A 22,329-nucleotide genomic window follows, 5' to 3' on the forward strand; every position below is an offset into this window, starting at 1 on the left:
CAAGCACACCGGCTTGTGCCGACGTGTGCTTCCCTGGGTAGGCGGCCCTGCTCAGGCATGTCGCGACAGAAAAGCCTGCCTCACATGCCAGGATGGTCACGATGCGTCTACCCACGTTGCGCCGGAATCGGAACTCCGAACCGGGCAGAGTCCTCGGCACCGCGCGCCTTGATCGCCGGACGAAACGCCTGGTCGGTCGGCTGCGCCCTGGTGACATCGCGATCATCGACCACGTCGACCTGGATCGGGTGGCGGCCGACTCGTTGGTCGCGGTCGGGGTCGGCGCGGTGCTCAACGCCAAGCCCTCGGTCTCCGGCCGCTACCCGAACCTCGGTCCGGAGGTGCTCGTCGCCGCCGGCATCCCGCTCCTCGACGACCTCGGGGAGGGCGTCTTCGAGCAGATCCGCGAGGGCGACCAGGTCCGCCTCGAGGGCAACACGGTCTTCGCCGGCGACGAGCCGGTGGCCCACGGCAGCCTGCAGGACGCCGAGTCGGTCGCCAAGGCGATGGCCGATGCCCGGGAGGGCCTGTCGGTGCAGTTGGAGGCGTTCGCCGCCAACACGATGGACTACCTCCGTCAGGAGCGCGATCTGCTGCTCGACGGTGTGGGTGTGCCGGACATCGAGACGCAGATGCAGGGGCGGCACTGCCTGATCGTGGTGCGCGGCTACGACTACAAGGCCGACCTGGACGTGCTGCGCCCCTACATCCGGGAGTTCAAGCCGGTGCTCATCGGCGTCGACGGCGGGGCCGACGCGCTGGTCGAGGCCGGCTACACCCCCGATATGATCATCGGGGACATGGATTCGGTCACCGACGACGTGCTGCGCTGCGGCGCCGAGGTGATCGTGCACGCGTACCCGGACGGGCGGGCGCCCGGCCTGCCCCGGGTCAACGGTCTCGGCGTCCCGGCGATCACCTTCCCGGCGGCGGCGACAAGCGAGGACCTGGCCATGCTGCTCGCCGACGAGAAGGGCGCCTCGCTGCTGGTCGCGGTCGGCACCCATGCCACCCTCGTCGAGTTCCTCGACAAGGGCCGCGGCGGGATGGCCTCGACGTTCCTGACCCGGCTGAAGGTCGGCGGCAAGCTGGTCGACGCCAAGGGTGTGAGCAGGCTCTACCGGCAGAGCATCTCCGGATCCTCGTTGCTGCTGCTGGTGCTGTCGGCGATCGCGGCGATGGCGTCCGCGGTGGCTGTCTCGACCGTCGGGAAGGCGTACCTGGGCGTGGTCGCCGAGTGGTGGGACAATTTCGTGTTCCAGCTGTACCGGCTCTTCTAGTTCCCGACCGATCAAGAGGCTGCAAGCGTGATCAACTTCCGCTACCACGTGGTGTCTCTCACCGCGGTGTTCCTGGCTCTGGCGATCGGCCTGGTGGTCGGCACGGCCGCTCTCAACGGCCCGGTCGCCGATTCGCTCGAGGGGCAGGTCACCGGGCTGCGCAAGGACAACCAGTACTGGCGCCAGCAGGTCAACAACATGGAGACGCAGCTCGGGCGGGAGGAGGAGTTCGCCGACAAGATGTCCGAGTTCGTGCTCCCGAGCACCCTGTCCGGGCGTCGCGTGCTGATGCTCACCCTGCCCAACGGGCGCGACCACGCCGAGGGCGTGCTCAAGAAGCTCCAGCTCGCCGGGGCCACCATCACCGGCCGGGTCGATCTGCAGGACAAGTTCATCAACCCGGACAACAACTCCAACCTGCTGGAGTTGGCCGTCACCGCGGCCCGCCCGACCGCGCAGACCACCGGCCTGCCCGGCAACGGGCACGGTGTGGAGACCTCCAGCGCGCTGCTGGCCAGCGTCCTGCTGGACCGGGCCCAGGGCACCGCGCCGGTCAGCGACGCCGACCGGCGGGCGGTGCTCGCCGCGTACAACAACGCCAGCTACCTGACCACCGACAGCAACAAGGTCACCGGCCCGGCGGAGGCGGTCGTCGTGGTCAGCGGCCAGCCGAACGTCGACAAGGACTCCGACAAGCGGGACGAGTCGGTCGTCAAGATCGCCGAGCAGTTCGACCGGACCGGTTCGATCGTGGTGGCCGGCAAGGGCTCCGTCGGTGGCAACCTGGTCTCCGTGGTGCGCGGCGACCCGGTGCTCTCCCAGACCATCTCCACCGTCGACAACGCCAACACCGTGCAGGGCCAACTGGTCACCAGCCTCGCCCTGGTGCAGCAGCTCACCGAGAAGAAGGCCGGCCAGTACGGCGTCGGCGACAACGCCGCCTCCGGCCTGTTGCCTACACTGCCCCAGTGAGCGAACGACGTACCTCCGTGTCCGTAACCGACGCTTCTGCGAGCCTGCGGCCCTGCGGGGCGGGAGCGTGAGCACGCTGGGCCGGCTGCTGATCGCCGGTGCCGGCGCTGCCGCGGCCCGCTACGCGCTGCGCGAGGTACGCGTCTCCCCGGCCGGACCGACGCTGGAGCGCACCAACTTCCGGGGCCGCACGGTGACCCTGGCCGCCGGCCCGGCGCTCGCCGCCGGGGCGACCGCCGTCGGCGCGTTCGGCGCCACCAGCGGCGCCTCCGGTGCGGCCGCCCTGGTCGCCGGCCTCGGCGCCGGTGGCGTCGGCCTCTACGACGACGTGGTCGGCGCGCGGCCGGAGCAGAAGGCGGCCAAGGGCTTCACCGGTCACCTCGCCGCGCTGCGCGCGGGACGGATCACCGCGGGCCTGGTCAAGGTCGCCGGAGTGGGCGCCGCCGGGCTGGGTGCCGCCGCGCTGCTCGCCGCCGACCCCCGCGTCGCCGCGCACCCCCGCCGGCAGCGCCACGGCGCGTTCGGCCGCGGCGTCGACGTGCTGCTCGGCGCCGGCGTGATCGCCGGCACGGCCAACCTGCTCAACCTGCTCGACCTGCGGCCGGGCCGCGCCCTCAAGTCCGGGCTGCTGCTCGCCGCGCCGCTGACCGGCGGCCCGCACGGCGGGATCGCCGCCGGTGCGGCCGGCGCCGCCGCCGGCCTGCTCCGCGACGACCTGGCCGAGGACGTGATGCTCGGCGACAGCGGCGCGAACGCGCTCGGGGCGCTGCTCGGCGTCGCGCTCGCCGCCCGCAGCGGCCCGCTCGGGCGCGCCGGCCTGCTCGCGCTGCTCGCCGGTCTCACCGCCACCAGCGAGAAGGTCAGCTTCACCGCGGTGATCCAGCGGACCCCGGTGCTGCGGGAGCTCGACGCTCTGGGCCGGCGCGCCGACTGACGTGACCAGACCTGCACCCCTCGCCGGCGCCGGCCGGTTGGCCGGGGCAGCCGCGCTCATCGCCGTCCTCACCGTGGCCAGCCGGCTCGCCGGCTTCGGCCGCACCGCCGTGTTCACCTGGGTGGTCGAGCAGAGCGACCTCGGCGGCATGTACGTCATCGCCAACACGGTGCCGAACATCGTCTTCGAGATCGTCGCGGGCGGGGCGTTGGCCAGCCTGGTCGTGCCGCTGCTGGCCGGGGCAGTCGCGGCGGAGGACCGGCGGACGGTGGCGGCGACCACCGGCGCCCTGCTCACCTGGACGGTGAGCCTGCTGGTTCCCCTCGCCGCGCTCGTCGTCCTGTTCGCCGACCCGATCATCTCGCTGATCAGTGCGGGACGATCGGCGTCGGAACTCGCCGCCGGCGCGCGGATGCTGCGCGTGTTCGCCCCGCAGTTGCCGCTCTACGGCATCGGCATCGTGCTCACCGGCGTCCTGCAGGCACACCGACGCTTCGCCTGGCCCGTCATCGCGCCGCTGTTGTCCAGCCTCACCGTGGTCGTCGTCTACGTGGCCTTCGGCGCCGCGCAGGGGCGGGGCGTGTCGGTGGCCCAGGTCGGCCGCAGCGGCGAACTGCTCCTCTCCGGCGGCACCACCCTGGGCGTGGTCGTGCTGTCGCTCTCGCTGCTGATCCCGTTGCGGCGGCTGCGGGTGCGACCCCGGTTCGGGTACGCGTTTACCGCCGACGCGCGGGCGCGGATCGGCGGGCTCGCCACGGCCGGCGCGGTGACGGTGGCCGCACAGCAGGTCGCGCTCCTGGTGGTCCTGAACCGGGTCTCCGGCGGCCCCACCGGTTCCCCCCAGGTGTTCAACCTTGCCCAGGCGATCTACCTGCTTCCGTGGGCGGTCCTCGCCGTGCCGTTGGCGGTGGCGTCCTATCCCACGCTGGCCACCGCCAGCGCCGAAGGTGACGAGGACGGCTATCGGCGGACCCTCTCCGGTGCGGTACGTGGCGTGTTGCTCTTCAGTTGCCTGGGCGTCGCGGCGTTGATCGGCACCGCGCAGCCCATCGCTGCCCTCTTCTATCCGGATAATCCGGCGTCCACGGCCGCGGCCATCAGCGGGTTCGCGCCGGGTCTGCTCGGCTACGGGTTGTTCGCGGTTCTGTCCCGCGCGCTCTACGCGCGCGGCGACACCCGGTCGGCGACGGTGGCGATCACCGTCGGCTGGCTGGTGGTCCCGGCCGTGGCGCTGCCGCTCGGTGCGGTGCTGCCGCTGCGGGACCGGGTGCTCGCGGTGACCTCCGCGAACTCGGTGGGGATGCTCGTCCTCGGGGCGTTGCTGCTCCTGGCGGTGGCGCGTAGCGCCGGCCGTCTGGCGTTGGCCGGCGCGGCCCGGGCCGGGGCGGCTGGTGGCCTCGCCGGTGTGCTCGCCGCGCTCGCCGGGTGGGGCCTCACCCGCTGGCTCGACACACCGGGCGGCGGCACCCCGACGATCGCGGCGGCACTCGGTCAGGGCATGCTGTCCGGGGTTCTGGTCGGGGCGGTGTTCCTCGCTGTGGTCTGGTTCGTCGACCGGCGGGATGTGCAACCGCTGCTCGCCGGGGTGCTGCGGCGTCTGGGTCGGCGGGGGCCACGGGGCGGGGGCGACGGATCGACGTCGGCCTCCGCGCGGCGGGGCGACGGGAAGGAGACGGCAGCGCGATGACTGAAGCAGCTCTGCCGATCGGCTGGTCGGGCAGCGTCGCGTTGGTGCTCGCGTCCAGCACCGGCGGGGTCGGCCAGCACGTCCGCTCGGCGGCGCGGGGCCTCGTCGCGGGCGGCGCGACGGTCCTGGTCTGCGGGCCGGCCGCCACCCAGGAGCAGTTCGACTTCACGAGTGTGGGCGCGCGTTTCGAGCCGGTGGAGATCCCGGCCAGCCCGACGCCGGCCGACGCCCGTGCGGTGCTGACCCTGCGGCGGGTGCTCTCCGCCGCCGGTGTCGACGCGGTGCACGCGCACGGCCTGCGTGCCGGGTTGGTCGCCGTGCTGGCCCGTCCCGCCGCCCCGCTGATCGTCACCTGGCACAACGCGGTGCTCGCCGGCGGACTGCGGGGCGCGATGTCCCGTCTCGCGGAACGAGCGGTGGCCCGCGGCGCCCGGGTGGCCCTGGGCGCCTCCGCGGATCTGGTGGCCCGGGCCACGGCGCTGGGCGCCACCGATGCCCGACTCGCCCCGGTCGCCGCGCCCACCCTGCCCGCGCCGCGCCGACGCCCGGCGGCGGTACGCGCCGAGTTCGGCGTACGCCCGGACCAGCCGTTGATCGTCTCGGTCGGCCGGCTGCACCCGCAGAAGCGCTACGACGTGCTGATCGACGCGGCGGCCCGTTGGCGTACGCGTACCCCGCCGCCGGTGGTGGTGATCGCGGGCAGTGGCCCGGCCTACCTGCCGCTGGCCGCCCGGACCTCCGCGGCCCGTGCGCCGGTGACCCTGCTGGGGCACCGCACCGACGTGGCCGACCTGCTCGCCGGCGCCGACCTCGCGGTGGTGACGAGCGACTGGGAGGCCCGGCAGCTGTTTGCCCAGGAGGCGTTGCGCGCGGGCGTACCCCTTGTCGCCACCGCTGTCGGTGGGCTGCCGGAGCTGGTCGGCGACGCCGCCGCGCTGGTCCCCGCCGGTGACGTGGACGCGGTCGACGCGGCGGTACGCGCGCTGCTGGACGACCCGGCCGCGCGGGCCGAGTTGGGTCGGCGGGGCGCCGAACGGGCGGCGACGTGGCCGACCGAGGCGGACACCGTGGCCGCGCTGGCCGATCTCTACGCCGAGTTGGCCGGGCAACCCACTCCTCCGGCGGCCACCCCCGACTCCGACGCCCCGAGAACGGGACACCGGTGATGCTGCGCCGAATCGCCCCCGCCCTGTTGACCGTGCTCGTGGTGGCGCTCGGCGTCACCGCGCTGGCCGCCCGCCCACCGCAGAGCGTCCCGCAACGCTCCGCCGACTTCGTGGTGCTCGCCGGGATCGCCGGGCTGCGCTGGGAGGACGTCGATCCGCAGAGCACCCCGACGCTGTGGCGGATGGCCCAGGACGGATCGATCGGCTCGCTGTCGGTGCGTTCCGCGCACCGACCCACCTGCCCGGTGGACGGCTGGCTGACCCTGGGCGCGGGCAGCTTCGCCGCGTGGAACGGCAGCCGGCCGCCCGAGGGCTGTCCGCCGGCCGGAGTGGCCGTGGAACAACCCGACGGCATCGGCGCGAACCTGCCCGACCAGGAGAGCGTGGTGCAGCACAACCAGCAGCGCCTGTCCTGGGGTGCCATGCCCGGTTCGCTGTCGGAGTCGGTCCGCTGCTCCGTGGCCGTGGGCCCGGGCGCGGCGGTGGCGGCCGCCCGACCGTTCGGCCGCGTCGACAGGTACGCCTCGGCGCTGCCGGCCGACCCGCGGATGCTGCTCGGCTCGTGTGTGCTGAGCATCGTCGACCTCGGCACGGTCGAGGGGACCGACCCCGCGTCACGCGCCGGGCAGGCCCGCGCGGCGGACGCCCAGTTGGCCCGGGTGCTGGCCGCGCGGCCACCGCGGTCGTTGGTGCTTGTCGCGGGGATCTCCGACACCGCCCCGCCGTCGCGACTGCACGTGGCGGTCGCCGACGGTCCGGGCTGGGAGCGGGGGTGGCTCACCTCGGCCAGCACCGGCCGCGACGGGTACCTGCAACTTGTCGACCTCGCGCCGACCGCCCTCGCCGCGCTGGGCCGGCCGATGCCGGAACGTCTCTTCCTCGGCCGGCCGGCCGTCAGCACCGGTGGTCGTCCGGCCGACCTCGCCGACGCCATAAGCGCCCCGGCCGACGCCGATCGGGAGGCGGCCGCCCAGCGGAACGTCTCCGGCCGGTTCTTCACGCTGCTCGCCGGTGTGCAGGTGCTGCTGGCGCTGGCGGTCCTGCCGCTGCTGCGCCGGGCCCGCCCGCACGCCGGGCCGACCGGCCCGACCGCCGTCTCCGGGCGGATCGTGGCGGTGGCGGAGTTGCTGCTGGTCGCCGTGGCGTTGACCGTGCCGGCGGCGCTGCTGGCCGACGCGGTGCCCTGGTGGCGGGGCGAGCACCCCGGCTGGCTCTTCGCCGGGATCACCGGGCTGCTGGTGGCCGCCGGCACCGCGGCGGTCCGGTTCGTCCCCGGGTACGCGCGCACCCTCGGCCCCCTCGGCGCGGTGGCCGGCCTCACCACGCTCGTGGTCGGGCTGGACGTGCTCACCGGGGCCAGCCTCCAGCTCAACGGCGTGGTCGGCTACTCGGCCTTGCAGGGCGGCCGCTACGCCGGGCTGAGCACCGTGGGGCTGGGAGTCCTCCTCGCCGGGGCGCTGCTGACCGGGGGGTGGTTCGCCCAGCGGCTGCACCGCGGCTGGCGGCCCGCGGTGATGGTGGCGGTGGGTGGCCTCGCCGTGGTGGTGGTGGGCAGCCCGTACCTGGGCGCCGACCCGGTCGGCGCGATCGCGCTCACCGCCGGGGTGAGCGTCGCCGCCGTGATCAGCGCCGGCGGCTGGTTGACGGTCAGCCGGCTGGCCTGGGCCGCCATGGCCGCCCTGGCGGTCGGCATCGGGTTCGCCGTGGTGGACCTGCGGCGGTCGGCGGCCGAACGGGGCAGCCTGGGCAGGTTCCTCTCCGCGCTCGGCGACGGCACCGGCGGGTTCACCGTGCACCGGTCCAGCACGGAGAATTTCGAGACGTTGGTCAACAGCCCGCTGACCGTGCTGGCGTTGGTGGGTGGGCTGCTGGTGTGGTTCGCCCTGTTGCAGCCGTGGGGTGGGCTGATGCGGTTGTTCGGCATCTACCCGGCGATCCGGGCCGCGATGGCCGGCACCGTGGTCGCCGCCGTGCTCGGTGGTGTGCTCGACGGCGCGGCCCTCGACGTGCTGGGCGCTGCCGCCGCCCTGGTGGTGCCGATGGCCGCCCTGGCGTCGCTGCGGGTCCTCGGCCACGCCGCCGACCGGACCCGCCCGCTGCCGGGTCGCTCCCGCGCGGACGGCGTCGACGACTCGGGGTCCGGCGGGGTCGGTCCAGTCGGTGGGGACGACGGCCCGACCCGGGGTGGGGGGCCGCTGGGCGCGGTCCACCCCCGCCCGATCAGCGGACCGCCCTCGGGCGCGTCGACGGCTGTCGCGCCCCCGGAGACACCTGCCAACCGCTCGACCGACGCCCCTCCAGCCGACGCCGACGGCCCTTCAGCCGAGGCTGACGCTGACCGCCCTCCTGCCGACGACGACGCCGCCGACGACGCTGACGGCCGCTCGGTCGACGCCGACGAGGCGGCCGGGCCGACCGCGCGCGGGGCGACGCCGGACGCCGCCCCGACGGCGCCCGCGCCGCCCCGACAGGTCGACAGGTCATCGACCGGGGTCGCCGCTTCCTGAGCGGCGGCCCCGCGCCCGGACGACCCGGTGGTGTCGCAGCCGGGGTGCGGCCTGCGGGTACCCGCCCGGGAGGTGTTACCGTCGAATCCCGTGGATCGCGTGATCACTTTTGTTGATCAAGCACGGCGGTCTGCCATGACCGCGACAGACGACACGGGAGCAGGCCTTGGCCCCATCAGCACGGACGACCAGGCACATTTTCGTCACCGGGGGCGTCGCCTCCTCGCTGGGTAAGGGCCTCACCGCCTCCAGCCTCGGCAACCTGCTGACCGCGCGCGGGTTGCGGGTGGTGATGCAGAAGCTCGACCCCTACCTGAACGTCGACCCCGGGACGATGAACCCGTTCCAGCACGGTGAGGTCTTCGTCACCGAGGACGGCGCCGAGACCGACCTCGACGTCGGGCACTACGAGCGCTTCCTGGACCGGGCCCTGTCCGGCAAGGCGAACGTCACCACCGGCCAGATCTACTCCGACGTGATCGCCAAGGAGCGGCGGGGCGAATACCTGGGCGACACCGTCCAGGTCATCCCGCACATCACCAACGAGATCAAGTCGCGGATCCTGGCGATGGCCGACCCGGACGAGGACGGCCAGCTCCCCGACGTGGTGATCACCGAGGTCGGCGGCACCGTCGGCGACATCGAGTCGCTGCCGTTTTTGGAGGCGATCCGTCAGGTCCGCCACGACCTGGGCCGGGACAACTGCTTCTACCTGCACGTCTCGCTGGTGCCGTACCTGGCGCCGTCGGGTGAGCTGAAGACCAAGCCGACCCAGCACTCGGTGGCGCAGCTGCGCAACATCGGTATCCAGCCGGACGCGATCGTGCTGCGCTGCGACCGGGAGATCCCGGTGAAGCTCAAGGAGAAGCTGTCGCTCTACTGCGACGTGGACGCCGAGGCGGTCGTCGCCGCCCCGGACGCCCCGAGCATCTACGACATCCCGAAGGTGCTGCACCGGGAAGGGCTCGACGCGTACGTGGTGCGCCGGCTCGGTCTGTCGTTCCGGGACGTGGACTGGGCCAGCTGGGACGACCTGTTGGAGCGGGTGCACCGGCCCCGGCACACGGTCACCGTCGCCGTGGTCGGCAAGTACGTCGACCTGCCCGACGCGTACCTGTCGGTGAGCGAGGCGATCCGCGCGGCCGGGTTCGGGCACCGGGCCCGGGTGCAGCTGCGCTGGGTGCCCAGCGACGAGTGCGTCACCCCGGCCGGCGCCGCCGCGGCGTTGGCCGGCGTGGACGGCATCCTCATCCCCGGCGGCTTCGGTGTCCGGGGCATCGAGGGCAAGATCGGCACCGCCCGGTACGCCCGCGAGGCCGGTATCCCGCTGCTCGGGCTCTGCCTCGGCCTGCAGTGCATGACCATCGAGGTGGCCCGGCACCTGGCCGACCTGGACGGCGCCAACTCGTTGGAGTTCGACGAGCAGGCGGCCCACCCGGTCATCGCCACGATGGCCGACCAGGAGGACATCGTCGCCGGCCGGGGCGACCTGGGTGGCACCATGCGGCTGGGCGCGTACCCGGCGACGTTGACCGAGGGTTCGATCGTCGCCGAGGCGTACGGCAGCACCGAGATCAGTGAGCGGCACCGGCACCGGTACGAGGTGAACAACGCCTACCGGGACGCGCTGACCAAGGCGGGCCTGCACATCTCCGGCACCTCGCCGGACGGCCGGCTCGTCGAGTTCATCGAACTGGACCGGAGCCTGCACCCGTTCTTCGTGGCCACCCAGGCGCACCCCGAGTTGAAGAGCCGCCCGACGCGCCCGCACCCGCTGTTCGCCTCGTTCGTCAAGGCCGCGGTGACGTACTCGCAGGCCGACCAGTTGCCTGTCGACCTGGACGCGGCGGCGGAGGCCCCGACGACGCGCAAGGCCGCCCGCAACGGCGCCGCGACGAAGGCCGCGTCCACCTCGTGAGCGAGCGCAGCGAGCGAACCAGCAGGCTCAGTGGGGTGCCGCACGCCGTCGTCGAGCGCAGCGAGGCGGCGGCGTGAGCGGGTTGGAGCACCGCTACGAGGTGCGCTCCCGCGAGGAGCGCTATCGGGGGCGGATCTTCGACGTGGTCACCGAGGAGGTGACCATGCCCGGCGGTGGGACCGGGCTGCGTGACCTGGTCCGGCACGTCGGGGCGGTGGCCGTGGTGGCGCTCGACGACGCCGGCCAGGTGGTGCTGATCCGGCAGTACCGGCACGCGGTCGGGCGGCACCTGTGGGAGCTGCCGGCCGGTCTGATGGACGTCTCCGGCGAGGAGCTGCCGGCGGCCGCGCTGCGGGAGCTGGCCGAGGAGGCCGACCTCACCGCCGGGCGGGTCGACGTGCTCGTCGACCTGCACAGCTCGCCGGGGTTCACCAACGAGGTCGTGCGGGTGTTCCTGGCCCGCGACCTCGCCGACGTGCCGGCCGACGAGCGGCACGAGCGCCACGACGAGGAGGCCGACCTCCAGGTCGTCCGGATCGGCCTGGACGAGGCGGTGGCCATGGTCCTGGCCGGCGAGATCACCAACGCGTCCGCGGTGGCCGGGCTGCTGGCCGCGGCCCGCGCCCGCGACGCCGGCTGGTCGGCGCTGCGCCGGGCGGACGCGCCGCTGCCCCGCTGAGCCACCGCCGGTCCAGCCGGCGAGGGAGTACGCGCCAAAGGGGCCCCGCGGTCAGCCGCGGGGCCCCTTTCGCTGTCTGGTCTAGGAGTCGCGCAGCGGACGGCCCTGCGCGTCCGTGCCGCCGTTGACCAGGATGAGGATGCCGTCGATGAGGCCCCAGAAAGCGCCGAGGCCGCAGGTCACCAGGCTCACGACGAGCTGGAGAACGGCGATCTTGGTGTGTCCGGTGTAGAACCGACCGGCACCGAAGGTGCCGAGCAGGATGCCGAGGATGCCCGCGACGATCTTGCTCTTGTCGGAGACGCCCTGGGGGTACCCCGGCTGGGGGTAGCCGGGCTGGTACGGAGGAGTGGTCATGAGCGGACACAGTAGTGATCCACTCGTCGACTGTCCGCACCGCCGCCCGACAGACGGGACGATAATGGTGAAACGTTGTCCTGTCGGCTGAGGTGAGGCTCGACCGCTTGAATCCCGGCTGTGCCGTGACACATCGTCAGGACACCCGGGCACCGGATGCCACTGTGCTGGCTCGCGGCGGCACCGGGCGCGCCTAGACTGCCGCCGGCGGGACCGGTGGACCGTGGTGGCGAAGGGGCCGCCGCGGCACCGAGCAGTCGGGGGAGAGCAGCCCCGAAGAGAGGTGTCTGCATCGTGAAGGTCGGAATCCCACGCGAGGTCAAGAACCACGAGTACCGCGTGGCGATCACGCCAGCGGGCGTCAACGAGTTCACCCGCAGTGGTCACCAGGTCTTCGTCGAGGCCGGTGCGGGGGTCGGCTCCAGCATCACCGACGAGGAGTTCACCGCCGCCGGCGCGACGATCCTCGCCACCGCCGACGAGGTGTGGGAGACCGCCGAGCTGGTGCTCAAGGTCAAGGAGCCGATCGCCGAGGAGTACCACCGGATGCGCGAGGGGCAGGTGCTCTTCACCTACCTGCACCTGGCCGCCTCCAAGGAGTGCACCGACGCGCTGATCGACCGTAAGGTGACAGGCATCGCGTACGAGACGGTCGAGCTGCCCGACCGGTCGCTGCCGCTGCTCGCCCCGATGTCCGAGGTCGCCGGCCGGCTCGCCCCGCAGGTGGGCGCCTTCTACATGATGCGGACCGGCGGTGGGCGCGGTGTGCTGCCCGGCGGTGTCTCCGGCGTGTACGCGGCCAAGACCGTCGTCATCGGCGCCGGCGTGTCCGGCATGAACGCCGCCGCGATCGCGCTGGGCCTGCAGTCCGAGGTGCTGCTGCTGGACAAGAACGTCGCCCGGCTGCGCTCGGCCGACGCCATCTACCGCGGTCACCTGCAGACCATCGCGTCCAACGCCTACGAGGTCGAGCGGGCCGTGCTCGACGCCGACCTGGTCATCGGCGCGGTGCTGGTGCCCGGCGCGAAGGCGCCGACGCTGATCTCCAACGAGCTGGTTTCCCGGATGAAGCCGGGCAGCGTGCTCGTCGACATCGCGATCGACCAGGGCGGCTGCTTCGAGGACTCGCGTCCCACGACCCACGCCGACCCGGTCTACAAGGTGCACGAGTCGATCTTCTACTGCGTCGCGAACATGCCCGGCGCGGTGCCGAACACCAGCACGTACGCCCTGACCAACGTCACCCTGCCGTACGCCCTGGAGCTGGCCAACCACGGCTGGCGCGAGGCGCTGCGCCGCGACCCGGCGCTGGGGCTGGGCCTGAACACGCACGCCGGCCAGGTCACCTACGGCCCGGTCGCCGAGGCGCACGGCATGGACGTGCTCCCGCTGACCGAGGCGCTGGCCTGAGCGGTGGCGGGCTGACCGGCGGCACGGACACCGGCGCCGGCGTGGGCGACGAGCCCACGCCGGCGCTGCGCCGTGCCGTACGGGGCTACCTCGACCACCTCACCGTCGAGCGTGGACTGTCGGCGAACACGCTGGCCTCGTACCGCCGGGATCTGGACCGTTATCTCGCGACCCTGGTCCAAGCCGGCGTCGCCGACCTCGCGTCGGTCGGCGCCGGCCTGGTCGAGTCGCACCTGGCCCGGCTGCGCGCGGGCGACGACGCGCACCCGCCGCTGGCGGTATCCTCCGCCGCCCGCGCCGCGAGCGCGGTCCGCGGCCTGCACCGCTTCGCCCTGCGCGAGGGACTGGCCGGCGCCGACCCGAGCCGCGACGTGCGCCCGCCCACCCCGCCCCGGCGGCTGCCCCGGGCGCTGCCCGTCGACGACGTGGTCCGGCTCCTGGAGACCGCCGGCCCGATCACCGCGACCGGCGACGACGCGCCCCTCGCGCTGCGCGACCGGGCGCTGCTGGAGTTCCTGTACGGCACCGGCGCGCGCATCTCCGAAGCGGTCGGCGCCGCGGTGGACGACCTGGACACCGACGAGGGCACCGTGCTGTTGCGCGGCAAGGGCGGCCGGGTGCGGCTGGTGCCGATCGGCGGGTACGCCGTCGACGCGGTGCGCGCCTATCTGGTCCGGGCCCGCCCCGGCCTGGCCGCCACCGGTCGGGGCACCCCGATGGTCTTCCTCAACGCCCGCGGCGGCGCGCTGACCCGCCAGGGCGCCTGGGGCATCCTGCGCGCCGCCGCCGGCCGCGCCGGGCTGCCCGTGGACGGGCCCGCGGCGGTCTCGCCGCACACCCTGCGCCACTCGTACGCCACCCACCTGCTCGACGGCGGCGCCGACGTCCGGGTGGTCCAGGAGTTGCTCGGACACGCGTCGGTGACCACCACACAGGTCTACACACTCGTCACCGTGGAGCGGCTGCGCGAGGTGTACGCCACCGCCCATCCGCGCGCCCGGGACTGAACCCGGTCGCGGTCGGCGCCGACACGCCGGGCCGGTGCCCGACCCCCTGCTGGTCGGTGGCGTACAGTCGGCATCGGCGCGGACCTCCTGGAGCGACACGACCGGGGTGCGCAGCGGCGCCGCGAAGGACGTCGGACGGCTCCGACGCCGGGTGGGGTCGTCGGGAGGGGGCAACGAACACATGGCTGGCAACGGTGACCGTGCCGAGACCTGGACGTCGGAGCTCCGCGAGCAGCAGGCCACGCTCGGCGCGGATCTGGGTCCGGCGGACCCGGCTGCCTACACGATGCGCAAGCCCATCCCCGAGCCCATGCCCACCGACCGGCACGGGCCGGCGCGCATCATCGCGATGGCCAACCAGAAGGGTGGCGTCGGGAAGACCACCACCACCATCAACCTGGGCGCGGCGCTCGCGGAATACGGCCGCAAGGTGCTGCTCGTCGACTTCGACCCGCAGGGCGCCCTCTCGGTGGGCCTGGGCGTCAACCCGCACAACCTCGACCTGTCCATCTACAACCTGCTCATGCAGGACGACATCATCGCCGAAGACGTCGTCATCAAGACCGACGTGGCGGGCCTGCACCTGCTGCCGGCCAACATCGACCTCTCCGCCGCCGAGATCCAGCTCGTCAACGAGGTCGCCCGGGAGATGGCCCTGGCCCGGGTCCTGCGCACGGTCCGCAAGGAATACGACTACATCCTGATCGACTGCCAGCCGTCGCTGGGCCTGCTGGCGATCAACGCGTTGACCGTCGCGCACGGCGTGCTCATCCCGCTGGAGTGCGAGTTCTTCAGCCTGCGCGGTGTGGCGCTGCTGCTAGACACCATCGACAAGGTGCGCGAGCGGCTCAACTTCGATCTGGAGCTCGAGGGCATCCTCGCCACCATGTACGACAGCCGCACCACGCACTGCCGCCAGGTCCTGCAGCGGGTGGTCGAGGCGTTCGGCGACAAGGTCTACCAGACGGTCATCACCAAGACGGTGAAGTTCCCGGAGTCCACCGTGGCCGGTGCCCCCATCACGACGATGGACCCGGCCTCCTCCGGAGCCCGCAACTACCGTCAGCTGGCCCGCGAGGTGATCGCCGCCCAGTCGGAGCGGTAGCCGGAACGCCCGGTGCCCGCCTCGTGGACTACGGTCGTGCGGTGACCGCGCCACCCCTCGACCCACCCGACACCGCTGCTCCGGGCGAGGTCGATGGTGTGCCGCTCGCCGATCCGGCTGCCGACCTGCCCGCCGCCCCGGCCGCCACCGGCTTCACGGTGCGACTGGCCAACTTCACCGGCCCGTTCGACCTGCTCCTGCAACTGATCGGCAAGCACAAACTCGACGTCACCGAGGTGGCCCTGCACACGGTCACCGACGAGTTCATCGCCTACATCCGGGCCATGGGCGACGACTGGGACCTCGACGAGGCCAGCGAGTTCCTGCTCATCGCCGCGACCCTGCTCGATCTGAAGGCAGCCCGGCTGCTGCCCTCCGCCGAGGTGGAGGACGAGGCCGACCTCGCCCTGCTGGAGGCCCGGGACCTGCTCTTCGCCCGGCTGCTGCAGTACAAGGCGTACAAGGAGGCGGCGGCGTACATCGCCGAGCTGGAAGCCGTCGGCGGCCGGCGGTACCCGCGGGCCGTCAGCCTGGAGGCCCGCTACGCCGAGGCGCTGCCCGACCTGGTCCTCGGCATCGGCCCGCAGCGGCTGCTGAAGTTGGCCGTGAAGGCGATGACCCCGAAACCGGTGCCGGAGGTCTCCATCGCCCACGTGCACATGGTCCGGGTCAGTGTCCGGGAACACGCGGCGATCCTCGCCGCCCGGCTGCGGCGGGCCGGCACGGCCACGTTCTCGCTGCTCTGCGCCGACTGCGAGGCCACCCTGGAGGTGGTGGCGCGGTTCCTCGCGCTGCTGGAGCTGTACCGGGAGGGGCTTGTCGCCTTCGTCCAGGAACAGGCCCTGGAGGAACTGACCGTCCGCTGGACCGGCCCGGCCGACGGCGACACGGAGCTGCACGTCGACGAGTACGCCGGCACCCCGGCCGACCCCGGTCCGCCAGGCGCCGGCCCTGAGTCGGCGGGGCCTGAGTCGGTGGGGGCTGAGCCTGAGCCGGCCGGAGCTGAGCCGCACGGTCCCAGGCCTGAGTCGGTGGGGGCTGAGTCGGAGCTGGCCGGGGCTGAGCCGGGCGGGACGGGAACGACGGAGGGTGCGCGGGATGAGTGACGAGCAACGCCGGGACTCGCTGGCCGACCAGGCCGCCGCCTGGGTCCCTCCGTGGGACCGCCCTCGCCCGCCCGCCGCCGAGAACACCCCCGACAACACCGACGGCCCGCAGGCCGAGTCCGCCCCGTCACCGGTCGAGTCGGCCCCGTCACCGGTCGAGTCGGCCATGGCGTCACCGTCGGATCAGGAAGATCTTGGAGGGAAAGTGCCCCTCCAGGGGCCGGAATCTTCCAAGATCTCCGCCGAGCCGGACGCGAGCACGTCGGGCTCGGAGTTGGGCTCAGGCTCAGGCTCGGAGCCGGAGCCGGAGCCGGAGCCGGAGCCGGAGCCGGAGCCGGAGCCGGAGCTGGAGCTGGAGCCAGGGCTGGAGCCGGGGCTGGGGCTGGGGCTGGGGCCGGAGCCGGAACTGGGGCCGGAGCCGGAACTGGGGCCGGAGCTGGGGCCGGGGTCGGAGTCGGGGCCGGAATCGGAATCGGAGTCGGAATCGGGGACGGGCTCGGCGCGGGGGGAGGGCTCGGCGGCGGGGGAGTCGGGGGGCGCTGGGGACGTACCCCGGCGGCAGCTGGCGGGGCGGCGGCGGGTGACCGTCGCGCCGGAGCCTGCGCCCGAGATGTCCGACACCGAGCTGCGCGGCGCCCTGGAGGCGATCCTGCTGGTGGTCGACGAGCCGGTCAGTGAGCTGGTCCTGGCGCAGGTGCTGGAGCAGCCTGCCGAACGGGTCGGGCCGGTGCTCGACGAGATCGCCGCCGGCTACACCGCGGCCGGGTACGGGTTCGAGTTGCGCCGGGCGGCCGGCGGGTGGCGGCTGTACACCCGGCCGGAATACGCTACGTACGTTGAACGGTTCGTGTTGGACGGGCAGTCCGTGCGGCTGACCCAGGCGGCGTTGGAGACGCTCGCCGTGGTCGCCTACAAGCAGCCGGTGACCCGTTCGCGAATCTCAGCCATCCGGGGTGTGAACGTCGACGGGGTCATCCGTACGCTGGTCACCCGCGGCCTCGTCGAGGAGTGCGGCACCGAAACGGACAGCGGGGCGTTCCTCTACCGGACCACCACGTTGTTCCTGGAGAAGCTCGGGTTGAACACCGTTGCCGAGCTGCCGCCCCTCGCACCCTTCCTGCCCGACGACGTAGAAGAGCTTGCTGATGCGACCCGATAACCGTTCCCCCAAACCCGACGCCCCTGTCTTCGAGGGGGCTGAGCGCCTGCAGAAGGTGCTCGCCGCCGCTGGCGTGGGTTCCCGGCGTGCCTGCGAGGACCTGATCTTCCGCCGCCGGGTCACCGTGGACGGGCGGGTCGCCAAGCTCGGCGACAAGGTCGACCCGGCCATCGCCGTGATCCACGTGGACGGCGAGCGCCTCCAGGTGGACGTCCGCCTGGTCTACGTGGCGATGAACAAGCCGCGCGGGGTGGTCACCACCATGGCGGACGAAAAGGGACGCAACGAGCTGTCCGACTTCATCGGCGCCCGGTTGGAGCAGCGGGTCTACCACGTCGGGCGGCTCGACGCGGACAGCGAGGGCCTGCTGCTGCTCACCAACGACGGCACGCTCGCGCACAAGCTGATGCACCCCTCGTACCAGGTGCTGAAGACCTACCTCGCCGAGGTGGTCGGGCCGATCCCGCGCAACCTGAGCAAGCGGTTGCTGGCCGGGGTCGAGCTGGAGGACGGGCCGGTCAAGGTCGACTCGTTCAAGGTGGTGGACACGCTGGGTAAATCCGCCCAGGTGGAGCTGAGTCTGCACGAGGGGCGCAAGCACATCGTCCGGCGGCTGATGGAGGAGGTCGGCCACCCGGTGACGCGGCTGGTGCGTACCTCGATCGGGCCCATCCGGCTCGGTGACCTGCGGACCGGGCGGATCCGGCGGTTGACGAACGCCGAGGTCGCGGCCCTGTTCACCGCGGTGGGTGACTGACCCCCGAGTTCGGGGTACGGCTGCCGGTAGGCTCCACAACGGCCGAGACGCGGCCGCCGGGGTGGCGTGGGTCGCCTCCGGCGGCGTCGCGCGCGGGTCCGCCACGGACCGCGGGCATGATTGATGACGATTGACCATCCGCTTGCGGCGCCAGATCACCGGGCGATCCGTGAGGTACGGGCTGAGGAGGACACGGTGGAGGAAAACGTACGGGCCAGGCGATGTGTGGTCGCTGTGGATGGACCGTCCGGTTCGGGTAAGTCCACCGTGTCGCGGCGGCTCGCCGTCGCGATCGGTGCGCGCTACCTGGACACCGGGGCGATGTACCGGGCGATCACGTTGGCCGTGCTGCGCTCCGGCGTGGACCTCGCCGACGTCGCGTCGGTGGCCAAGGTCGCCAGCGAGGTCAAGCTGCACATCGGCACCCACCCGCAGGGGTACGCCACGACCGTCGACGGCGTGGGCGTGGACGCGGACATCCGGGGCCCGGAGGTGACCGGGGCGGTTTCCGCCGTCGCCGCCGTGCCGGCTGTTCGTGAGCTGCTCGTCACCCGGCAGCGCGAGATGATCGCCAACGTTGGGCGCATCGTCGTCGAGGGTCGGGACATCGGCTCGGTCGTCGCGCCGGACGCGGACCTGAAGGTCTTCCTGACCGCCTCCGAGGCGGTCCGTGCCGCCCGGCGTAGCGCCGAGGACGCCGCTGACGTGGCGGCCACCGCCGCCGACCTGGCCCGACGGGACCTGCTCGACTCGACCCGCAAGGTCAACCCGCTGGCGCAGGCACCCGACGCGGTGGTGCTGGACACCACGGAGCTGGGCATCGACGAGGTGGTGGCGCGGCTGCGCGACATGCTCCACGAGCGGGGTGTGGCATGAGTAGCGCGTTGGTGTCTCTGGTCGGTCCGGAGCGCAGCGGAGGAGCGGCGTGAGCGAGGGTGCGGGATGGGTCGAGCTGCGTGAGCCCGACGTCGCCGTCGAGGAACCGAGCGGCCCGCAGCCGGTGGTGGCCGTGGTCGGCCGCCCCAACGTGGGTAAGTCCACGCTTGTCAACCGGATCATCGGCCGCCGCCAGGCGGTCGTCGAGGACGTCCCCGGGGTGACCCGGGACCGGGTGCCGTACGACGCGCAGTGGAACGGCCGGGCGTTCACCGTGGTGGACACCGGCGGCTGGGAGCCGGACGCGAAGGACCGGGCCGCGGCCATCGCGGCGCAGGCCGAGACGGCGGTCGTCACCGCCGACGTGGTCCTCTTCGTGGTCGACGCGATGGTGGGCTCGACCGACGTGGACGAGGCCGCGGTGAAGATGCTGCGGCGCAGCGCCAAGCCGGTGATCCTGGTGGCGAACAAGGCCGACAACACCTCCATCGAGATGGAGGCGACCTCGCTGTGGTCGCTCGGTCTCGGTGAGCCGTTCCCGATCTCCGCACTGCACGGGCGTGGCTCCGGCGACCTGCTCGACGCCATCCTCGCCGCGTTGCCGGAAGCCCCGGCGATCGTCGAGAACCGGCCGCGTGGACCGCGCCGGGTGGCGCTTGTCGGGCGGCCGAACGTGGGCAAGTCCAGCCTGCTCAACCGGTTCTCCGGCGAGGATCGGGCGGTCGTCGACTCGGTGGCGGGCACCACTGTGGACCCGGTGGACAGCCTGGTCGAGATCGGCGGTCAGACCTGGCAACTCGTCGACACGGCCGGGCTGCGCAAGCGGGTCGGTAAGGCCAGCGGCACCGAGTACTACGCCAGCCTGCGTACCGCCGGCGCGATCGAGGCCGCCGAGGTGGCCGTGGTGTTGCTGGACTCCAGCGAGCCGATCAGCGAGCAGGATCAGCGGATCCTGTCGATGGTGACCGAGGCCGGCCGGGCGATGGTCATCGCGTTCAACAAGTGGGACCTGGTCGACGCCGACCGTCGGTACTACCTGGACAAGGAGATCGACCGGGAGTTGCGTCGCATCCCCTGGGCGATCCGCCTGAACCTGTCCGCGATGACCGGCCGGGCCGTGGACAAGCTGGCCCCCGCCCTCAACAAGGCGCTGGCCAGTTGGGAAACGCGGGTGCCGACCGCGCACCTCAACCAGTGGCTGACCGCGCTGGTGCAGGCCACCCCGCACCCGGTGCGCGGTGGGCGGGCGCCGCGGATCCTGTTCGCGACGCAGGCTGGTGTGGCGCCGCCACGGTTCGTGCTCTTCACCACCGGCCCGCTCGACGCCGGCTACCAGCGCTTCGTCGAGCGCAAGCTCCGCGAGGAGTTCGGGTACGAGGGCAGCCCCATCGAGATCTCGGTCCGCCCCCGCAAGAAGCTCGGCCCCGGCGGCCGAGGCAAGGCGCACGGCTGACCTGCTGCGTTCTCTCGAAATGCCGGATGGGCGATCCTCGCTCGTCCGGCATTTCTTCCACCCCACCCTCCTAGGACGCTTTAGGGTGTGTGCGGTGGTTCGGTCACCCCGCGATACGGGTGGGGCCTGTGCGGAGGACCCGGGGCGGCTGCGCTAAGCTGTACCGGCTGCCGCGGGGGAAACCACGCGGGGGCGGGACGTAGCGCAGCTTGGTAGCGCACTTGACTGGGGGTCAAGGGGTCGTCGGTTCGAATCCGGCCGTCCCGACAGAGTTTCGGCAGGTCAGAGGCCTTGATTCACTTCGGTGAGTCGGGGCCTTTTGCCGTTTCGTCTCACAATTTCTCACGTACGCGCGTACTGCTGAATTCTGGGCGCTCGAGTCACCCGAACAGCCCTGATTCGAGGTGCTCCGCCGCCACCTTCAGATGGCTGCTGTCGGGATGGACGTAGACCCGTTTGGCGAGCGTGCCGCCATCGGCGTGGCCGGCCCAGGCCGCCAGCACGACATCGGGCACTCCGGCGCCGGCGAGGTAGGTCAGGCAGGCGTGCCGCGCGTCGTACGGCCGGACCTTCCGGATCCCGACCTTGGCCATCAACTCGTACACCCGGCGGCGGAGCCAGTCGGTGCGCTGCGGCTGGCCGAGTTCGTTGACCAGGACGTAGCCGCTGTCGACGTAGGCGTTACCGGCTTTCAGGCGCTCCTTCTTCTGCAGGGTGTGGAACGCTTTGAGCGCCTTCGTTACCGTCGCGGGCATCGGCAGGCCGCGTTTGCCAGCCGCCGACTTGGCTTCCTTCTCTTCGATCTCACCGTCGACGAGCGTCCGGGTGTTGTCCCCGGCCGCGATCGTGCCGGCCTCGAGGTCGACATCGGACCAGCGCAGCCCGCACACCTCGGCCGGTCGGAGGCCCATAAGCGACAGCAGGCAGGCGGCGTAGAGGCGTTCGCCCGTGATGCCGGTCAGGAACGCCTTCACCTCCTCCTGAGTCCAGGGCTTGCGCTCAGCCTGCGCCTCGGCCGCGGCCTTCGCGGCAGCCCGGGGGATTGCCACGAACGCTGCGACGTTGCGCACCACGAGCTGGCGGCGAACCGCCACGTTCAGCGCGGTCCGGAGCCTGCCGAGCGTCAGGCGCACTGACCGGACGCCGAGCCCCGTTCCCGGCTTGCCACCACGTTTCCGGCCCTCCGTCAGCATCCAGTCGATCAGAGCCTCGATGTCGGCCTCGGTGACGTCCTGGAGTGGCTTGCTGCCAAGGCGGGCGCGGACCGGCAGCAGCGCATCGCGGTAGTTGGCGGCGGTAGCCTTCTCTACATCGCGGGTGGCGGACGCCAACCACTCGTCGAGGAAGTCGTTGACCGTGATCTTGCCGGGTTTGACGTATGTGCCGCGGTCGGTCTCGTGCTTGATGCGGGCGTACTCCGCCTTGGCTTCCTTCTTGGTGTCGAAGGTGTACGTCCGCTGGTCCCGACGCCCGTCCGGCTTGCGTCCGACGTCGAGGACGAACCGGTAACGGGTCTTGCCGCTTCGAAGCGTGATCTTCTTGATCGGGTCCGAGGTGCTCATTCTGCTTCTGCGCCTTTCGTGGAGGGGGTTTTCGCCGGGGCCTGCGACGGAGAGGGTTGCCAACCAATGGTACCTAATTGTGGTACCAAACTTTGGCCCCGACTTCCCCGTGGTGGCGGATGGCGATAGGCGATGTGAGATGTGGGACCCTCGACTTGTCATGCGGCCGTTCGATCTGCTTGCCGAGGAGTTGAGGTATGCCGCGACAGCGCCCTGTCGCTGACAACCTGCCGCCGTTGCCGGCGCGGGAGAAGCGGGATCAGCAGGTCAAGATCAGGCTGACGCCGTCGGAAATGGAGAGGTTGGGTCTGTTGCGACCCGACCTGACCCCGCCCGGAATCGTCGCTTTGCTCGTCGACGATGTTCTCGCCGGGCGGCATCGGCCGGCATGGGC

Annotated in this window: 18 protein-coding genes and 1 tRNA gene; 17 read left to right on the forward strand and 2 right to left on the reverse strand. The window is 72.4% G+C overall.

Annotation, left to right across the window (positions count from 1 at the left end; all coding sequences use genetic code 11):
* The first annotated feature begins 101 nt into the window (after positions 1 to 101).
* The 8 genes from steA (at position 102) to ACGFH8_RS17335 (ending at position 11,143) form a co-directional block, all read left to right on the forward strand.
* A complete protein-coding gene (steA, locus tag ACGFH8_RS17300; RefSeq protein ID WP_393368022.1) occupies positions 102 to 1,280 on the forward strand; it encodes a putative cytokinetic ring protein SteA in 1,179 nt (392 codons plus the stop codon).
* Positions 1,281 to 1,307: 27 nt separating this feature from the next.
* On the forward strand, positions 1,308 to 2,252 hold the full coding sequence (locus ACGFH8_RS17305) for a copper transporter (RefSeq protein WP_393368024.1): 945 nt from the start codon (positions 1,308 to 1,310) through the stop codon (positions 2,250 to 2,252).
* Positions 2,253 to 2,319: 67 nt separating this feature from the next.
* Positions 2,320 to 3,186, forward strand: coding sequence for a hypothetical protein (locus ACGFH8_RS17310; protein WP_393368026.1), 867 nt, complete (start codon positions 2,320 to 2,322; stop codon positions 3,184 to 3,186).
* A gap of 1 nt (position 3,187) precedes the next feature.
* Positions 3,188 to 4,873, forward strand: coding sequence for a murein biosynthesis integral membrane protein MurJ (gene murJ / locus ACGFH8_RS17315; protein WP_393368028.1), 1,686 nt, complete (start codon positions 3,188 to 3,190; stop codon positions 4,871 to 4,873).
* Complete coding sequence (locus tag ACGFH8_RS17320) at positions 4,870 to 6,039, forward strand: glycosyltransferase family 4 protein (protein WP_393368030.1); 1,170 nt, start codon at positions 4,870 to 4,872, stop codon at positions 6,037 to 6,039. The genes murJ and ACGFH8_RS17320 overlap by 4 nt, the downstream gene beginning before the upstream one ends.
* The gene (locus ACGFH8_RS17325; RefSeq protein WP_393369087.1) at positions 6,039 to 8,546 is read left to right on the forward strand and encodes a hypothetical protein; all 2,508 of its coding nucleotides are present in this window, start codon (positions 6,039 to 6,041) and stop codon (positions 8,544 to 8,546) included. The genes ACGFH8_RS17320 and ACGFH8_RS17325 overlap by 1 nt, the downstream gene beginning before the upstream one ends.
* A 166-nt stretch (positions 8,547 to 8,712) precedes the next feature.
* Complete coding sequence (locus tag ACGFH8_RS17330) at positions 8,713 to 10,464, forward strand: CTP synthase (protein WP_393368031.1); 1,752 nt, start codon at positions 8,713 to 8,715, stop codon at positions 10,462 to 10,464.
* A 73-nt stretch (positions 10,465 to 10,537) separates the two neighbouring features.
* A complete protein-coding gene (locus ACGFH8_RS17335) occupies positions 10,538 to 11,143 on the forward strand; it encodes an NUDIX domain-containing protein (RefSeq protein WP_393368033.1) in 606 nt (201 codons plus the stop codon).
* A gap of 81 nt (positions 11,144 to 11,224) precedes the next feature.
* Here ACGFH8_RS17335 and ACGFH8_RS17340 read toward each other — a convergent pair whose 3' ends face one another.
* Complete coding sequence (locus tag ACGFH8_RS17340) at positions 11,225 to 11,500, reverse strand: TM2 domain-containing protein (RefSeq protein ID WP_393368035.1); 276 nt, start codon at positions 11,498 to 11,500, stop codon at positions 11,225 to 11,227.
* Positions 11,501 to 11,794: 294 nt separating this feature from the next.
* On the opposite strand from ACGFH8_RS17340, the gene ald reads away from it, so the two are divergent.
* The 9 genes from ald (at position 11,795) to ACGFH8_RS17385 (ending at position 20,640) form a co-directional block, all read left to right on the forward strand.
* Entirely contained in the window at positions 11,795 to 12,910 is a 1,116-nt protein-coding gene (gene ald, locus ACGFH8_RS17345) for an alanine dehydrogenase (protein ID WP_393368036.1), read from the forward strand.
* A gap of 11 nt (positions 12,911 to 12,921) precedes the next feature.
* Positions 12,922 to 13,917, forward strand: coding sequence for a site-specific tyrosine recombinase XerD (locus ACGFH8_RS17350; protein ID WP_393369090.1), 996 nt, complete (start codon positions 12,922 to 12,924; stop codon positions 13,915 to 13,917).
* A gap of 181 nt (positions 13,918 to 14,098) precedes the next feature.
* Positions 14,099 to 15,022 (forward strand): ParA family protein, encoded by a 924-nt coding sequence (locus tag ACGFH8_RS17355; RefSeq protein ID WP_030487987.1) that lies wholly within the window; start codon positions 14,099 to 14,101, stop codon positions 15,020 to 15,022.
* 41 nt (positions 15,023 to 15,063) lie between these two features.
* Complete coding sequence (locus ACGFH8_RS17360) at positions 15,064 to 16,128, forward strand: segregation and condensation protein A (protein ID WP_393368038.1); 1,065 nt, start codon at positions 15,064 to 15,066, stop codon at positions 16,126 to 16,128.
* Positions 16,121 to 17,287: an SMC-Scp complex subunit ScpB gene (scpB, locus tag ACGFH8_RS17365; RefSeq protein ID WP_393368040.1), complete on the forward strand. Its 1,167-nt coding sequence runs from the start codon at positions 16,121 to 16,123 to the stop codon at positions 17,285 to 17,287. Before ACGFH8_RS17360 ends, scpB begins: the two co-directional genes overlap by 8 nt.
* A complete protein-coding gene (locus ACGFH8_RS17370) occupies positions 17,274 to 18,044 on the forward strand; it encodes a pseudouridine synthase (RefSeq protein WP_357255828.1) in 771 nt (256 codons plus the stop codon). The genes scpB and ACGFH8_RS17370 overlap by 14 nt, the downstream gene beginning before the upstream one ends.
* A 195-nt stretch (positions 18,045 to 18,239) precedes the next feature.
* Positions 18,240 to 18,920 (forward strand): (d)CMP kinase, encoded by a 681-nt coding sequence (gene cmk / locus ACGFH8_RS17375; protein WP_393368042.1) that lies wholly within the window; start codon positions 18,240 to 18,242, stop codon positions 18,918 to 18,920.
* 49 nt (positions 18,921 to 18,969) lie between these two features.
* Entirely contained in the window at positions 18,970 to 20,373 is a 1,404-nt protein-coding gene (der, locus tag ACGFH8_RS17380; protein WP_393368044.1) for a ribosome biogenesis GTPase Der, read from the forward strand.
* A 193-nt stretch (positions 20,374 to 20,566) separates the two neighbouring features.
* A tRNA-Pro gene (locus ACGFH8_RS17385) sits at positions 20,567 to 20,640 on the forward strand.
* 113 nt (positions 20,641 to 20,753) lie between these two features.
* Here the strand turns inward: ACGFH8_RS17385 and ACGFH8_RS17390 are convergent.
* Complete coding sequence (locus tag ACGFH8_RS17390; protein WP_393368046.1) at positions 20,754 to 21,935, reverse strand: tyrosine-type recombinase/integrase; 1,182 nt, start codon at positions 21,933 to 21,935, stop codon at positions 20,754 to 20,756.
* Between the last annotated feature and the right edge of the window lie 394 nt (positions 21,936 to 22,329).

Source organism: Micromonospora sp. NPDC049175, assembly GCF_043197345.1.
Lineage (GTDB): Bacteria > Actinomycetota > Actinomycetes > Mycobacteriales > Micromonosporaceae > Micromonospora.

What these genes read in the sequence shown, in the direction of transcription:
- ACGFH8_RS17390 (WP_393368046.1), bottom strand. Translation starts at nt 21,935, where the DNA reads ATGAGCACCTCGGACCCGATCAAGAAGATCACGCTTCGAAGCGGCAAG.
- ACGFH8_RS17340 (WP_393368035.1), bottom strand. Translation starts at nt 11,500, where the DNA reads ATGACCACTCCTCCGTACCAGCCCGGCTACCCCCAGCCGGGGTACCCC.
- ACGFH8_RS17355 (WP_030487987.1), top strand. Translation starts at nt 14,099, where the DNA reads ATGGCTGGCAACGGTGACCGTGCCGAGACCTGGACGTCGGAGCTCCGC.
- steA (WP_393368022.1), top strand. Translation starts at nt 102, where the DNA reads ATGCGTCTACCCACGTTGCGCCGGAATCGGAACTCCGAACCGGGCAGA.
- scpB (WP_393368040.1), top strand. Translation starts at nt 16,121, where the DNA reads ATGAGTGACGAGCAACGCCGGGACTCGCTGGCCGACCAGGCCGCCGCC.
- ACGFH8_RS17320 (WP_393368030.1), top strand. Translation starts at nt 4,870, where the DNA reads ATGACTGAAGCAGCTCTGCCGATCGGCTGGTCGGGCAGCGTCGCGTTG.
- ACGFH8_RS17370 (WP_357255828.1), top strand. Translation starts at nt 17,274, where the DNA reads ATGCGACCCGATAACCGTTCCCCCAAACCCGACGCCCCTGTCTTCGAG.
- ACGFH8_RS17325 (WP_393369087.1), top strand. Translation starts at nt 6,039, where the DNA reads ATGCTGCGCCGAATCGCCCCCGCCCTGTTGACCGTGCTCGTGGTGGCG.